Origin of the sequence: Microbacterium sp. K35 (genome assembly GCF_004794375.1) — a bacterium.
GTDB lineage: Bacteria > Actinomycetota > Actinomycetes > Actinomycetales > Microbacteriaceae > Microbacterium > Microbacterium sufflavum.
Genome location: NZ_SSDM01000105.1, coordinates 1 through 13,475, shown reverse-complemented (window position 1 = coordinate 13,475; position 13,475 = coordinate 1). Strand labels below are relative to the sequence as shown.

The window sequence follows — 13,475 nt, the reverse complement described above, 5'->3', positions numbered from 1 at the left end:
CGCGCCGGGCCACGGGGTCTCCGGCGGCGGCCGCGGTCGCGACACCGCGGGCGTCGCGGATCGTGGGGTCGCCACCGAGCGACAGGAAGTGCCGGTGCATGCCGATGCCGGAGCCGATCGCCTCCAGGTGACCGCGGCGACCGCAGGGGCAGCGCAGATGCTCGGCCCCGGGTGTCGGGAGGTGCGCGATCTCTCCCGCCACGTGATGGGCGCCGCGCGCCGCGCGGCCGTCGAGGATCAGCCCGGCGCCGACGCCCGTGCCGACCGCGACGATCAGGGCGCTCGCGGCCCCGGACGCCGCGCCGTGGCGGTGCTCCCCGGCGGCATGGGCGTCGACGTCGTTCTGCACCGCGACCACGGCGTCGGGCTCCAACCGCGGACCGAGGGCCGCGCGCACAAGGGCGGCGAGCGGGGTGCCCGGCCAGTCGGCGAACGTGTCGGTGGCCGACACGATGGTGCCCGTCGACGCGTCGACGACCCCGGCCGTGCCGATGCCGACACCCGCGAACGTCGTGCCATCGGGGAGCAGCCGCTCGGCCAGCGCGGCCACGGTCGCGACGACCGCGGCCGGCCCCTCGGCGGCGGGCGTGGGGGCCACCTCGGTGCGCAGCAGCACGTCGGAACGGTCGGCGACCGCCGCGGCCGTCTTGGTGCCGCCGATGTCGACGGCGAGGACGACCTCGCCCATCACACCGCGACCGGGAGCAGCCCGAGCTCGTCGAGGATGGCGCGGATGCCGGCGACCGCGTCGGCGTCGAGCGCCTGCACCGTGTCGGCCATGGTCGCGTGGTCGATGATGCCCCGGGCGTGCATGGCCGCCTTGAACGCGCCGACCCCGGTCGCGTCGCCGGAGAGGCCCCGCGGCTGGAACACGATGTCGAACAGGCGGTTGATGCGCTCCTGCTCGGCGCGGGCGGCCGTCCAGTCGCCCTGCTGCGCGGCGTTCCACAGGCGCACGTAGCCCGCAGCCTCGACGTTCGCGAGGCCCGGGACCACGCCGGCCGCGCCGACCAGGGCCATCGCGTCGACCACGACCTCGTGCCCGGTGAGCAGCTGCAGCGGGCGGCCGGCCGCCTCGTTCGCGGCGACCAGGCGGCGGAACGACACGTCGTCGCCCGAGGAGTCCTTCACACCCTGGATCACACCCTCGGTGCCCAGCTGCACGAGCAGGTCGACCCCGAGCTTCGTGTGCACCCGGACGGGCACGTCATAGGCCCACAGCGGGGCGTCGATCGCGGCGGCGATGGTGCGGAAGTGGTCGGCGACCTCGGCGGCCGAGTTGAGCGTGTACAGCGGGGCGGTGGTGACGATGGCCTGCGCACCCGCCTCGACCAGGCGGCGGGCGGTCTCGATGATGCGCGGGGCGGTCAGCTCGATGGCGCCCGCGATCACCGGCACCCGGCCGGCGTTCGCGGCGACGATCGTGCGCAGCAGCTCGACGCGCTGGTCGTCGGTGAAGTACGCGGTCTCCCCGGTGGAGCCGAGCGCGAAGAGGCCGGAGACGCCCTCGTCGATCAGCCGTTCGACCAGCCGGGTGAGGGAGGCGTGGTCGATCGTGCCGTCCGGCAGGAGCGGGGTGGCGACGGGAGGGACGACGCCGGAGAACGAAGGGGCGGGGGAAGCAGAGGACATGTGTGTGTTCCGGTCGTTTCAGTGGTGGGGTTCGAGCAGCGAGGGCGCGGCGCCCAGCAGCGTTCTGGTGTAGGGATCGGCGGGATCGTCGAACACGCGGGCCGCGTCGCCGAACTCGACGACCTTCCCCCTGTTCATCACGGCGATCTCGTCGGAGAGGTAGCGCACGGTCTGGATGTCGTGGGAGATGAAGACCATGCCGAGGCCGAGCTGCTCCTTCAGGTCGGTGAGCAGGTTCAGGATCTGCGCGCGCACCGACACGTCGAGCGCGGAGGTGGGCTCGTCCGCGACGATCACCTGCGGGTCGAGCACCAGCGCACGGGCGATCGCGACGCGCTGCCGCTGCCCGCCCGAGAGCTGGCTGGGCAGGGCGTCGAGCGCGGAGGCGGGGAGCCCGACGAGCCCGACCAGGTCGCGCACCTTCCGCGACCGGGTCGCGGCGGTGCCGAGGCGGTGGACCTGCAGCGGGTCGAGCAGCGCGTCGCGCACCGTCATGCGGGCGTTCAGCGCGGTCGCGGGGTCTTGGAACACCACCGAGAGGATGCGTCCGAGGCGCTTGCGCACGGCGGGGGTGAACGAGCGCACGGGCTCGCCGTCGAACACGACCTGCCCGCTGGTGGGCTTCTCGAGTCCGATCAGCACCTTGGCCGAGGTCGACTTGCCCGATCCGGACTCGCCCACGATGCCGAGGGTCTGGCCGCGGCGCACCGTGAGGGAGACGCCGTCGAGCGCGTCGACGTAGCGGGGCCGGAACAGCGATGACGCCCGGGTCTTGTAGCGGACGTGCACGTCCTGCAGCTGGATGACGGGGTCGCTCATCGTCCTGCTCCGATCGCCTCGACGGGCGCATCGTCGGGATGCGCGGAGTAGTAGTGCTCTGTGCCCTCGATGTGCCGCCGCACGGGCTCCACACCCGCGTACCGGGCGGGGTCGGACGAGCGCGGCGCGAAGCGGTCGCCCGCGGGGAAGTCGCGCGGCGACGGCACGACGCCCGACACCTGGTGCAGCCGGTCGGATCCGGCCTCGATCGACAGCACGGCCCCCAGGAGGCCCTGCGTGTACTCGTGCACCGGCTGCGTGAGCACCTCGCGCGTGGTGCCCTGCTCGACCACCTGCCCCGCGTACATGACGGTGATGCGGTGCGACAGCTCCGCGACCAGGGCGAGGTCGTGGGATACGAACACGAGCGCGAAGCCGAGCTCGCGCTGCAGCCGCATCAGCAGTTCCACGACCTGCGCCTGCACGGTCACGTCGAGGGCCGTGGTGGGCTCGTCGGCGATCACCAGGCGCGGGTCGCGCGTGAGGGCCATGGCGATCAGCACGCGCTGCCGCTGACCGCCCGACAGCTCGTGCGGGTACGAGGCGAGGGTGCGCTGCGGGTCGAGCCCGACCAGCTCCAGCAGCTCCTCGGCGGTGCGGGTGCCGCCGCGCCAGGTCAGCTGTTTCATCTGCGAGCGGATCAGCATCGCCGGGTTCAGCGAGCTCAGTGCGTCCTGGTAGACCATCGCGATGTCGTGTCCGCGGAGGGCGTTGCGCTCCCTCGGGGACATCTGCAGCAGGTCCTTGCCGTCGAACAGGATGCGTCCGCGGATGTCGGCCTTCGGGTCGAGCAGGCCCATGATCGCGAGCGAGGTGATGGACTTGCCGCAGCCCGACTCGCCCACGAGCGACATCGTCTCGCCGGGGCGCACGGTGAAGCTGACGTGGTCGACCACGTTCACGTCGCCGTGGCGCGGGAAGGAGATGCACAGGTCCTGCACCTCGAGCAGCGGCGCCTGATCGCCCGTGTAGACGAGGCGGTCGGTGCGGTCGAGCTCGCGGGCGCGCAGCTCGGCCAGGCGTGCGGCGAGCGGCACGGTCTCGGCGGTGGGCACGAGCACGTCGGGCACGCCGCTGGGCACGGACAGGTTCACGGACGTGTCGACGGTGGGGATCACGTGCGTGTCGTCGGGGGCGGCCGCGGCCTCCAGCTCCTGCGTCGACTCCTCGGTGTTCGCGGCGTCCGCGGTGACCTTGCGGGCGCGCGGCGACACCATCGCGTCGGTCATGCCCTCGGACAGGATGTTGAGGCACAGGACCGTGATCATGATGAGGATGCCGGGGAAGAAGGTCGCCCACCACGCACCGCTCATGAGGAGGTTGCGGCCGGCGGCGATCACGTTGCCCCAGGACGGCTCGGGGTCGGGCACCCCGGCCTGGAGGAACGACAGCGATGCCTCGAACACGATCGCGTCGGCGACGAGCACCGTGGCGAACACGAGCACGGGGGCCATCGCGTTGCGGGCGACGTGCCGCACGATGATGCGCGGGGTGCCCGCTCCCATCACCCGCACGGCGGAGACGTAGTCCTCGCCGTACTGGTCGAGGATGTTGGCGCGCACGATGCGGGTCAGCTGGGGCACATAGAGGAACGCGATCGTGAGGACCAGCACCGGGAGGGACTTGCCGAACACGGCCACGAACACGGCGGCGAGCGCGATGCCGGGGAACGACATGATGACGTCCATGACGCGCATGAGCGTCTCGGAGATCCACTTGGGCGCGGTCGCGGCGATCGTGCCGAGCACACAGGCGACGGCGAGGGCCACGAGGGTCGCGCCCAGGCCGATCACGAGCGAGTAGCGGGCGCCGTAGACCAGGCGCGAGAAGATGTCGCGGCCCTGACGGTCGGTGCCGAACCAGTGCTCGGGGCTCGGCGGCTGCACGGGGGTGCCCGAGGCCAGCGGGTCGTAGGGCGAGATCAGCGGGGCCAGGACGGCGGCCAGCGCGATGAGCGCGAGCACCGTCAGGCAGATGATCGAGCCGAGGGAGAGGCGGCCCCAGCGGAGGCCGGGGACGGAGAGTCGTTCCGTGAGTCTGCGTCGCATGTCACACCGCCCGGATTCGAGGATTGATGAGCACGTACAGGAGGTCGACGATGATGTTGATCACGACGAACGCGAGGGCGACCGCGAGCGTCACTCCCTGCACGAGGTTGGGTTCGTTGTTGGTGACGCCGTTGAGGATCAGCGTTCCCATGCCGGGGATCGCGAAGATGATCTCGATCACCACGGCCCCGCCGAGCAGGTAGCCGATGCGCAGGCCGAGCACGGTGACGGGGGTGATGAGGGCGTTGCGCAGCACATTGCGGCCGACCACGATCACGCGGGGGATCCCGGCGCCGAGCGCGGTGCGCACGTAGTCGCGGTCGAGCTCCTCGACCATCGAGGTGCGTACGACGCGCGAGAGCTGGCCGATCACGGGGACGGCGAGGGCGACGGCGGGGAGCGTCATGCGGGCGAGCCAGCCCGACGGATCGGTCCAGAAGTCGGGCAGGGGGCCGGACGCCGGCAGCAGTCCGAGCCCGAGCGTGAAGAGCTGGATGAGCAGGATCGCGAGCCAGAACGAGGGCGTGGAGAGGGCGGCGACGCCGAACACGCGGATGACCTGGTCGGGCCAGCGGTCGCGGTAGACGGCGGCGAGTACACCGATCGCGAACGCCACGATCACCGCGATGAGCAGGCCGAGGAAGGTCAGCGCCAGGGTCACGGGGAACGCGCGGGCCACCTCGTCGATCACGGGCAGGCTGCGGGCGGAGTAGGTGCCGAGGTCGCCCTGCACGAGGCCGAACAGGAAGTTCACGTAGCGCACGAACAGCGGAAGGTTCAGTCCGTGCTCTTCGCGGTAGGCCTCGAGGGCTTCGGGGGACGCGGTCTCGCCGAGCGCGGTGCGCGCCGGGTCGACGGGCGAGAACGACATCACGAAGAAGACCAGGAACGTGATGCCGAGGATCATCAGCGGCAGCTGCAGCAGTCGCCGGCCGATGAGGCGGAGCGTGTTGGACACGTGCCGCTCCTTCCGGGTGGGGGTGGTGGCGGGGACGCGCTCTTCGGGCGAGCGCGCCCCCGCGGGGTGGGGCCGGGGCTACTTCGCCGCCACGCCGACGTCGAGGAACGACAGGCCGGTGGTGGGGACGGGCTGGAAGCCGACGAGCTCCTGGCTGCTCCAGGCGGTGGGCAGCTTGCGGTGGAACAGCGGGTACAGCACGGCCTGGTCGGAGATCAGGTCGAACGCCTGGTCCCAGGTCTTCTGCTGCTCGTCGCCCTCCTGGGTCACGGCGGTGTCGAGGAGCGTGCGCAGCTCGGCGTACTCGGGCGAGTCGGCCCAGGCGGTGCGCGTCTGGGTCCAGACGTTCTCGCCGTACCACCAGTTCATGAGCAGGTCGGGGTCGACGCCGAACACCGACGGGTCACCGGGGGCGATGGCGACGGTGTAGTCGCCGGAGTCGATCTTCTCGTACATCGACGCGGACTGGCTGATGTCGAGCGTGGTGTCGATGCCGATCGCGTCGAGCGACTCCTTGATGAGCGGGGCGACCTCCTTGACCCAGCCGGTGTCGGTCATGCGGAGCGTGATGGCGAGGTCGGAGACCCCGGCCTCGTCGAGCAGCTCCTTCGCCTTGTCGGGGTCGTAGGTGTAGACGGTGGACGCCTCGTGGTAGTTCGGGTAGTCCTCGGGCAGGAACGAGGTGGCGGGGGTGGCGTTGCCGAGCATGCCGGTCTCGATGATCTTGTCCATGTCGAGCGCGTAGTGCAGCGCCTGGCGCACGCGCACGTCGTCGAAGGGCGCGGCCTTCGTGTTGAACATCATGAACAGCAGGCCGAACGACTGCACGCTCTCCACGTCGGCGGAGGCGGCGAGCGCGTCGGCGTCGATGTAGGGCACGTCCTCGATGGCCTGCACGGTGCCGGTCGACATCGCGGTGACGCGGGCGGAGGCGTCGGCGAGCAGGTTCCAGTTCATGCCGGCGGCGAGCGCGGGGCGCGGGCCGTTGTAGTCGTCGTAGCGCTCGAAGACGAGCTTGTCCTCGGGCACCGCGGAGACCAGGGAGTACGGGCCGGATCCGACGGGGTTCGCACCGAAGTCCTCGGGATCGGCCTCGACCACGGCCTTCGGCACGATCTTGACGACGCCGAGGCGGTCGTCGATCAGCGAGAACGGGTAGTCGGTGGTGATGCGGACCGTGTCCTCGTCGACGGCGGTGACGGTGTCGATGAAGTCGACGAACGAGCGGAACAGCGAGTTGTTGGCCGGGTCGAGCACGCGCTCGTAGCTGAAGACCACGTCGTCGGCGGTGACCGGGTCGCCGTTCTGGAACGTGGCGCCCTCGCGGAGGTCGATCTCGTAGGTGGTGTCGTCGACCTTGGTCGGGAAGTCGGCGGCGAGCGCGGGGGCGGCCTCCTGCGTGACCGGGTCGAGGTCGACGAGGCCCTCGAAGATGTGCCAGTTGGCGGAGACCGTGACGGCGCCGGAGGCGACCATCGGATCGAAGCTGCCGTTGAGCGTGTAGGAGATGCCGGCCTCGATGATGCCGTCGGGGTCGACCTCGCTCGCGGCGGGGCTCTCGTCCGGCGTGCTGGCGGCGCCGCCGCCGCAGCCGGCGAGGGCGAGGGACGCGGCGACCGTGCCGGCGACCGCCATCGCGAATCGACCCGCGCGGCGGCGGGTGATGTGTCGGTTCATGTGTGCTCCAGGGTGAAGGGGGGGCATCTTGAGGACATCTGATGTCTGATGTACTCTAAACACACGTTCGATCAGATCACAAGAGTGAGATGATCGGAGCGTTTTCTGTCAGGCACGAGAGGGGCCCCATGAAGTCCACCACGGGGAGGGCATCGCGCATGCGCCGTGCCACGACGGCCGACCAGATCAAGCAGCTCATCCTCACGCGCGGGCTCACCCCCGGCGACCCGCTGCCCACCGAGGCCGAGCTGTGCGAGGAGCTCGACGTGTCGCGCTCCTCCGTCCGCGAGGCCATCCGCACGCTCTCCACCCTCGACATCGTCGACGTCCGCCACGGCCACGGCACCTACGTCGGCCCGATGTCGCTCGACCCGATGGTGGAGGCGCTCGTGTTCCGCGGCGTGCTCTCGCCCGAGGGGTCGCTGCAGGCGCTGCGTGAGGTGGTGGAGGTGCGCCTCGCCCTCGACCTGTCGATGGCCGAGCGCGTGGTGGAGGCCGCCCAGGCGCAGGAGGATCCGGAGCTGGACGAGCTCGTGGCCGACATGGTCGACAAGGCCGGGCGGGGCGAGTACTTCCTCGAAGAGGACAGGGCCTTCCACACGCGGCTGTTCGGCGCGATCGACAACCGCCTGGTCGGACAGCTCGTCGGCGCGTTCTGGGACGTGCACACCGCGGTGCTCCCGCAGCTCGGCATCGCCCAGCCCGACGACATCACCCAGACCGCCCAGGCGCACGGCGACATGCTCGACGCGGCACGCGCCGGCGACGTGGAGCGGTACCGCCGGGCCGTGATCGAGCACTACCAGCCGCTGCAGCGCGTACTCGCCACCGCGGAGGACGCACGGGCCTGACCCCGGGAGTCGGTAGTCTGACCTTCCCCCCACCGGAAAGAGGACTGCCATGTCCGTTGGACTGCTCGCCGTCGTCGACGACATCCTGAGCGCGGCCATGAAGGCCTCCGCCAAGGCCGCCGGCGTCGTGATCGACGACGCCGCCGTCACCCCGCAGTACGTGCAGGGCATCACGCCGGCGCGTGAGCTCCCGGTGGTGGGGAAGATCGCGCTCGGGTCGCTGGTGAACAAGTTCGTCATCATCATCCCGATCGCGCTGCTGCTCACGGCATTCGCCCCGTGGGTGCTCCCCTACCTGCTGATCCTGGGCGGCTCCTACCTGTGCTTCGAGGGCGCCGAGAAGGTGCTCGAGTGGTTCGGGGTGCAGCACGGTCATGCCGACGAGGGCGCGCGCGACGAGCGCAAGCTCGTGTTCGGCGCCATCCGCACCGACCTCATCTTGTCGACCGAGATCATGCTCATCTCGCTGGCCAGCCTCGACAAGGGCCTCGACGTCTGGTCGACACTGGCGATCCTCGCCGTGATCGCGCTGCTGATGACGGTGGCGGTGTACGGCGTGGTCGCGCTGCTGGTGAAGATCGACGACATCGGGCTGAAGATGGCGAAGAACCCGGTGCAGCGGGTGCGCCACACCGGCACCCGGATCGTGCGGTCGATGCCGGCGGTGTTCCGCTTCATCAGCGTGCTGGGCACGGTCGCGATGCTCTGGGTCGGCGGTCACCTGGTGCTGATCAACCTCGGCGAGGTCGGCCTGCACGCCCCCGCCGATCTGCTGCACGCGGTCGAGCACGCGCTCGAACCCCTCGGCGGCGTCGTGGTGTGGATCGTCGACATCCTCATCTCCGCGATCGCCGGCCTCGTATGGGGCCTCGTGATCGTCGGGATCGTGCTGGGCATCGCGCGCCTCTTCGGCAAGAAGCCGAGCTTCCACGAGGGCGAGACCTCCCCCGCCGACGTCCACGCCTGAGCGCGTCGCACCCGGGGAGACCGGTCGCACCAGAGGAGACCGGTTGCGCCAGGGGATGTTCGGGGTGAAATGTTAGATTTCACCGATGCGCCCACGTCCGCCGTCGCCGATCACCGTCACCTCCTTCGCTGCAGACCGGTGGTTCCGGGCGCAGGGGCTCCCGACCTTCGTGCCCTGGCGTCGCTGGTTCCATGACATCGTGCCGCGGTCGGCGCCGCTCATCGCCGCCGCGTCCGTCTACTGGACCCTCGCGGGCGACGGGATCGACGACTTCTCGTTCGCCCTGCACCTGCTCGTGGAGACCAAGGACGGCACGGGCCTCGCGTTCGCGATCCTCGCCGCGCTGCTGACCAGTCTCGTCCTCGCCTGGGCCGGGTTCGCCGTGGTGCGCGTCACGCTCCGCCACCTGCGCGGGGTTCGACGCACGGCGGCCGCGATGGTGGTCATCGCTCTCTGCGCTGCCGGCGTGATGCTCGAAGGAGGCGTCACCGAGGGCGCGCCCGCAGCGCCGGTCGCGGAAGCCCTCTCGATCGTCGCGGGGAGCGTGCTGCTGGTCGCGTTCGGCGGCGGCGCGCTGCTGTCGTGGGCCACGAGGCTCGCAGCCCGCAACCTCGCCGCGATCGGGCACATGGCGACCATCGCACTTCCCGTCATCCTCATGCTCGTGCTGTTCGCGTTCTTCTCGGTCGAGGTCTGGCAGATGGCATCCGTGCTGTCGTGGTCCGCGCTCGGGCTCCTGGCACTGGTGGTGGCCGCGCTCGCCGGCGCGGTCGTGCTGCAGGTGAGCGCGACCGAGGTCGACCCGGCGACGCTCGCGCTCACCGTCGACGAGGAGCGCGACCTGCTGCGGGGCACACCGGCCGAGGGTCGCCCGGCGTCGACGGATCCGGCGTCGACCGTCGGCCGTCCCCAGCGGATCAACATGCTGCTCGCGATGACCCTCGCGCACCTCGTCCAGGCGGCCGTCTTCGCTCTGCTGCTCGCCGTCCTGCTCGTTCTCATCGGGGCGATCGCCGTTCCTCCGGATCTCGCGCAGACCTGGCTGGGTGATCCCACGTCGGTGCACGCGCTCGTGGTGCAGCCGCTCGTGGTGCAGGGCGTGGCACTTCCGCTCACGGTCAACCTCCTCAAGGCGGCGACGCTGGTCGCCATCGTCTCGGCGCTGCCGTTCGTGTTCTCGGCCGTGAGCGAGAGCCGCTACCGCGCCCGCTTCTCGGAACCGATCGTGGCCGACATGCGGCGCGCGATCCTCGTCCGCGCTGCGCTGTCCGACTCCGAGCGCATCGGCTGACCGCCGGGGCCACGGCGGGTCGCCCGACCAGCCCGGGCGCTGCGCTTCACCCTCGGCGGGCCGCGCCGAATCCGTCGGCCTCGACCCCGCGGGCCTGTTCCCCACCCTGTCCATGACGCGATGAGCTGGTCACCCCCGATAGAGTGCGGAACGTGACTGCATCCCCGTCTCGACCCTGCTGGTGAGCACCCCATGACCGCCGTGCAGCTCAGGCCAGCCCACGATGCCGACCTCGACACGATCACCGAGATCCACAACCACGCCGTCGTGCACACCACGGCGATCTGGAACGAGGAGGCGGTGGACCGCGCCGACCGCGCCGCGTGGCTCGCCGACCGGACCGCCCGCGGGTACCCGGTGATCGTCGCCGCCGACGACACCGGCGTGCTCGGCTACGCGTCGTACGCGCAGTGGCGGCCGCACAGCGGCTACCGGCTCACGGTCGAGCACTCCGTCTACGTGCGGGGTGATCAGCGCGGCCGCGGCATCGGCCGAGCGCTCATGGAGGAGCTCATCGCTCACGCGCGCACCGCCGGGATGCACGTGATGATCGGCGGGGTGGAGAGCGGGAATGCGGCGTCGATCGCCCTGCACGAGCGCCTCGGCTTCCGCGAGGTCGGACGCATGCCGCAGGTGGGCGCGAAGTTCGGCCGCTGGCTCGACCTCAGCATGCTGCAGCTCGTGCTCGACGACCGCCCCTCGCCCGACGCGCGCCCCGGCACCGAGGACTGACGCCGGTGGACCTGCTGCAGTGGCTCGTCGACGCCTTCAATTCGCAGTGGCTGCTGCCGGGCGGGCAGACCCTGCTGGTGCGCGAAGTGGTGGGCAACGCGTTCGGGCTGGCGAGCGCGCTCGGCGGCATGCGGCGCAAGGTGTGGGCGTGGCCGGTCGGCATCGTCGGCAACCTGCTGCTGCTGACCGTGTTCCTCGGTTCGGCGCTCAGCCCCGACCCCTCGCTCCCCCACCTGCTCGGCCAGGCCGGCCGGCAGGTCATGTTCATCGCCGTCGCGGTGTACGGCTGGATCCGCTGGCGCAACGCCGAGGGCGGCCGCGTGGTGCCGCGGTGGGCGCCGACGAGCGCCCGCGTCGGAATCGTGCTGGTGATGATCGCCGGCACGGTCGCGCTCACCCCGGTGTTCCGCGCGCTCGGGTCGTGGGAGCCGGTGTGGGCCGACGCCTGGACGTTCGTCGGCTCGCTCCTGGCCACGTACGGCATGGCGAAGGGGTGGACGGAGTTCTGGCTCATCTGGATCGCCGTGGACGTGGTCGGCGTGCCGCTGCTGTTCAGCTCCGGCTACTACGCGACCGGCCTCATGTACGTGTTCTACGGCGTGTTCACCGCGGTCGGGTTCGTGATCTGGTGGCGGGCGCAGCGCCGTGCCGACCACGGGATCGAGATCCTGCCTCCCGACCCCAGCCCCCGACGCCTCGACGAGGACGCCCTCTGACCCGCCGCGACGTCTACGACCGCTGACCCCGCCCGCCGCCCTCGCGATTGTTTCGGTGCGTGTCGGCGGTGCTCGACCGCGGCCCCGTGTGTCCCGTTTCATGGGTCGCATGACCCGACAGATCCGCTTCAACGCCTTCGACATGAACTGCGTCGCCCACCAGTCGTCCGGGCTGTGGCGGCACCCCGACGACCAGTCGCGGCAGTACAACACGATCTCGTACTGGACCGAGCTGGCGACACTGCTGGAGAGCGCGACCTTCGACGGCATCTTCATCGCCGACGTGCTCGGCACCTACGACGTGTACGGCGGCACCAACGAGGCCGCCATCCGCAACGGCGCCCAGGTGCCGGTGAACGACCCGATCCTGCTGGTGAGCGCGATGGCCGCCGTGACCGAGCACCTCGGCTTCGGCATCACGGCCGGCACGGCGTTCGAGCACCCCTACCCGTTCGCACGGCGGCTCAGCACGCTCGACCACCTCACGCAGGGCCGCATCGGCTGGAACGTCGTCACCGGCTACCTGCCCAGCGCCGCCCGCAACATGGGCCAGGAGGATCAGCTCGGTCACGACGACCGCTACGACCACGCCGACGAGTACGTCGAGGTGCTGTACAAGCTGTGGGAGGGGTCGTGGGAGGACGACGCCGTGGTCGAGGACCGCGAGCGCGGCATCTTCACCGACCCCGCCAAGGTGCACCCGATCCGGCACGAGGGCACCCACTTCCGTGTGCCGGGCATCCACATCTCCGAGCCGTCGCCGCAGCGCACCCCCGTCATCTACCAGGCCGGTGCGAGCCCCCGCGGCGTGCGGTTCGCGGCCGAGAACGCCGAGGCGATCTTCGTCGCCGCCCCGTCGAAGGAGGTGCTGGCCGGCACCGTGAAGCGCATCCGCGACGCCCTCGAGGCGGCGGGACGCGACCGCTACGACGCCCGCATCTACACGCTGCTGACCGTGATCACCGCGGCGACGAGCGAGGAGGCGACCGCGAAGCACGCGGAGTACCTGTCGTATGCGAGTCCCGAGGGGGCCCTCACGTTCATGTCGGGCTGGATGGGCGTCGACCTGTCGCAGTACGGCGAGGACGAGCCCGTGGGGAACGTGGAGTCCAACGCGATCCAGTCGGTGCTCCAGCACCTGAAGGAGGAGGCGGATCTCGGCCGGGAGTGGACGGTCGGCGACTTCGGGCGGCACAACGCCATCGGCGGACTAGGCCCCACCGTCGTCGGCTCGGGCGAGGAGATCGCCGACGAACTGCAGTCGTGGGTGGAGCAGACCGACATCGACGGCTTCAACCTCGCCTACGCGGTCACGCCCGGCACGTGGCAGGACGTGATCGAGCACGTGATCCCGGTGCTGCGCGAGCGCGGCGCGTACCCCGAGGAGTACACGCCCGGCACGCTGCGCCACAAGCTCCACGGGCGCGGCGACCGCGTGCAGGACACGCACCGCGCGGCGCAGTACCGCGTGGGGGCGGCGGCGCGGGCCTGAGCGGCGTCAGTCGGCGTCGCGGGAGAACAGGTTCCGCAGCACGAGGAACACCACGACGGCCACGACCGCGACGATCGCGAGCTTCGCGATGAACCACAGCACCGAGAACAGGGCGCTGACGATCCACCACGCGATCACGACAGCGAGGATCACGCCGAGCACGGTCCAGATGTTCTTGGTCATACGTCCAGCCTAGGGGCGCGGGCCGCGGGATCCTCCCCTCCCGGACCGCCGGCTCCGGCGGGCGTCGCGGTGTCCGCGCCGCCCGCGCGCTCGGTGTCGGCGAGCAGTG

At 70.9% G+C, this 13,475-nt stretch carries 13 protein-coding genes; 6 read left to right on the top strand and 7 right to left on the bottom strand.

Annotated features, from left to right (window positions below):
- From DW299_RS02890 to DW299_RS02865, 6 genes are all read right to left on the bottom strand, one after another.
- Positions 1–688 (bottom strand): ROK family protein (locus tag DW299_RS02890; RefSeq protein WP_136035579.1); only part of this gene is annotated, 688 nt, incomplete at its 3' end.
- On the bottom strand, positions 688–1,632 hold the full coding sequence (locus DW299_RS02885; protein ID WP_136035578.1) for a dihydrodipicolinate synthase family protein: 945 nt from the start codon (positions 1,630–1,632) through the stop codon (positions 688–690). The genes DW299_RS02890 and DW299_RS02885, both read right to left, overlap by 1 nt.
- An 18-nt stretch (positions 1,633–1,650) precedes the next feature.
- Entirely contained in the window at positions 1,651–2,451 is an 801-nt protein-coding gene (locus tag DW299_RS02880) for an ABC transporter ATP-binding protein (protein ID WP_136035577.1), read from the bottom strand.
- On the bottom strand, positions 2,448–4,499 hold the full coding sequence (locus tag DW299_RS02875; protein ID WP_136035576.1) for a dipeptide/oligopeptide/nickel ABC transporter permease/ATP-binding protein: 2,052 nt from the start codon (positions 4,497–4,499) through the stop codon (positions 2,448–2,450). Before DW299_RS02875 ends, DW299_RS02880 begins: the two co-directional genes overlap by 4 nt.
- A 1-nt stretch (position 4,500) precedes the next feature.
- A complete protein-coding gene (locus DW299_RS02870) occupies positions 4,501–5,457 on the bottom strand; it encodes an ABC transporter permease (RefSeq protein ID WP_136031948.1) in 957 nt (318 codons plus the stop codon).
- Positions 5,458–5,535: 78 nt separating this feature from the next.
- Positions 5,536–7,134, bottom strand: a complete 1,599-nt coding sequence (locus tag DW299_RS02865) for an ABC transporter substrate-binding protein (protein ID WP_136031946.1) — start codon at positions 7,132–7,134, stop codon at positions 5,536–5,538.
- A gap of 128 nt (positions 7,135–7,262) precedes the next feature.
- Between DW299_RS02865 and DW299_RS02860 the strand changes: the two genes are divergently transcribed.
- From DW299_RS02860 to DW299_RS02835, 6 genes are all read left to right on the top strand, one after another.
- The gene (locus tag DW299_RS02860; RefSeq protein WP_240745299.1) at positions 7,263–7,985 is read left to right on the top strand and encodes a FadR/GntR family transcriptional regulator; all 723 of its coding nucleotides are present in this window, start codon (positions 7,263–7,265) and stop codon (positions 7,983–7,985) included.
- Positions 7,986–8,034: 49 nt separating this feature from the next.
- Entirely contained in the window at positions 8,035–8,952 is a 918-nt protein-coding gene (locus tag DW299_RS02855; RefSeq protein WP_136035575.1) for a DUF808 domain-containing protein, read from the top strand.
- Positions 8,953–9,037: 85 nt separating this feature from the next.
- Entirely contained in the window at positions 9,038–10,243 is a 1,206-nt protein-coding gene (locus DW299_RS02850) for a hypothetical protein (RefSeq protein ID WP_136035574.1), read from the top strand.
- A gap of 192 nt (positions 10,244–10,435) precedes the next feature.
- Entirely contained in the window at positions 10,436–10,975 is a 540-nt protein-coding gene (locus tag DW299_RS02845; RefSeq protein ID WP_136031939.1) for a GNAT family N-acetyltransferase, read from the top strand.
- A gap of 5 nt (positions 10,976–10,980) precedes the next feature.
- Positions 10,981–11,691, top strand: coding sequence for a nicotinamide riboside transporter PnuC (gene pnuC, locus DW299_RS02840; RefSeq protein WP_136035573.1), 711 nt, complete (start codon positions 10,981–10,983; stop codon positions 11,689–11,691).
- A gap of 109 nt (positions 11,692–11,800) precedes the next feature.
- Complete coding sequence (locus DW299_RS02835) at positions 11,801–13,183, top strand: LLM class flavin-dependent oxidoreductase (RefSeq protein ID WP_136035572.1); 1,383 nt, start codon at positions 11,801–11,803, stop codon at positions 13,181–13,183.
- A gap of 6 nt (positions 13,184–13,189) precedes the next feature.
- Here DW299_RS02835 and DW299_RS18840 read toward each other — a convergent pair whose 3' ends face one another.
- Positions 13,190–13,366 (bottom strand): hypothetical protein, encoded by a 177-nt coding sequence (locus tag DW299_RS18840; RefSeq protein ID WP_168443063.1) that lies wholly within the window; start codon positions 13,364–13,366, stop codon positions 13,190–13,192.
- Positions 13,367–13,475 lie beyond the last annotated feature (109 nt).

Coding starts and splice junctions, on each gene's coding strand:
- DW299_RS02875 (WP_136035576.1), bottom strand. CDS start 4,499: ATGCGACGCAGACTCACGGAACGACTCTCCGTCCCCGGCCTCCGCTGG.
- DW299_RS02880 (WP_136035577.1), bottom strand. CDS start 2,451: ATGAGCGACCCCGTCATCCAGCTGCAGGACGTGCACGTCCGCTACAAG.
- DW299_RS02855 (WP_136035575.1), top strand. CDS start 8,035: ATGTCCGTTGGACTGCTCGCCGTCGTCGACGACATCCTGAGCGCGGCC.
- DW299_RS02865 (WP_136031946.1), bottom strand. CDS start 7,134: ATGAACCGACACATCACCCGCCGCCGCGCGGGTCGATTCGCGATGGCG.
- DW299_RS18840 (WP_168443063.1), bottom strand. CDS start 13,366: ATGACCAAGAACATCTGGACCGTGCTCGGCGTGATCCTCGCTGTCGTG.
- DW299_RS02835 (WP_136035572.1), top strand. CDS start 11,801: ATGACCCGACAGATCCGCTTCAACGCCTTCGACATGAACTGCGTCGCC.
- DW299_RS02850 (WP_136035574.1), top strand. CDS start 9,038: ATGCGCCCACGTCCGCCGTCGCCGATCACCGTCACCTCCTTCGCTGCA.
- DW299_RS02885 (WP_136035578.1), bottom strand. CDS start 1,632: ATGTCCTCTGCTTCCCCCGCCCCTTCGTTCTCCGGCGTCGTCCCTCCC.
- DW299_RS02860 (WP_240745299.1), top strand. CDS start 7,263: ATGAAGTCCACCACGGGGAGGGCATCGCGCATGCGCCGTGCCACGACG.
- DW299_RS02845 (WP_136031939.1), top strand. CDS start 10,436: ATGACCGCCGTGCAGCTCAGGCCAGCCCACGATGCCGACCTCGACACG.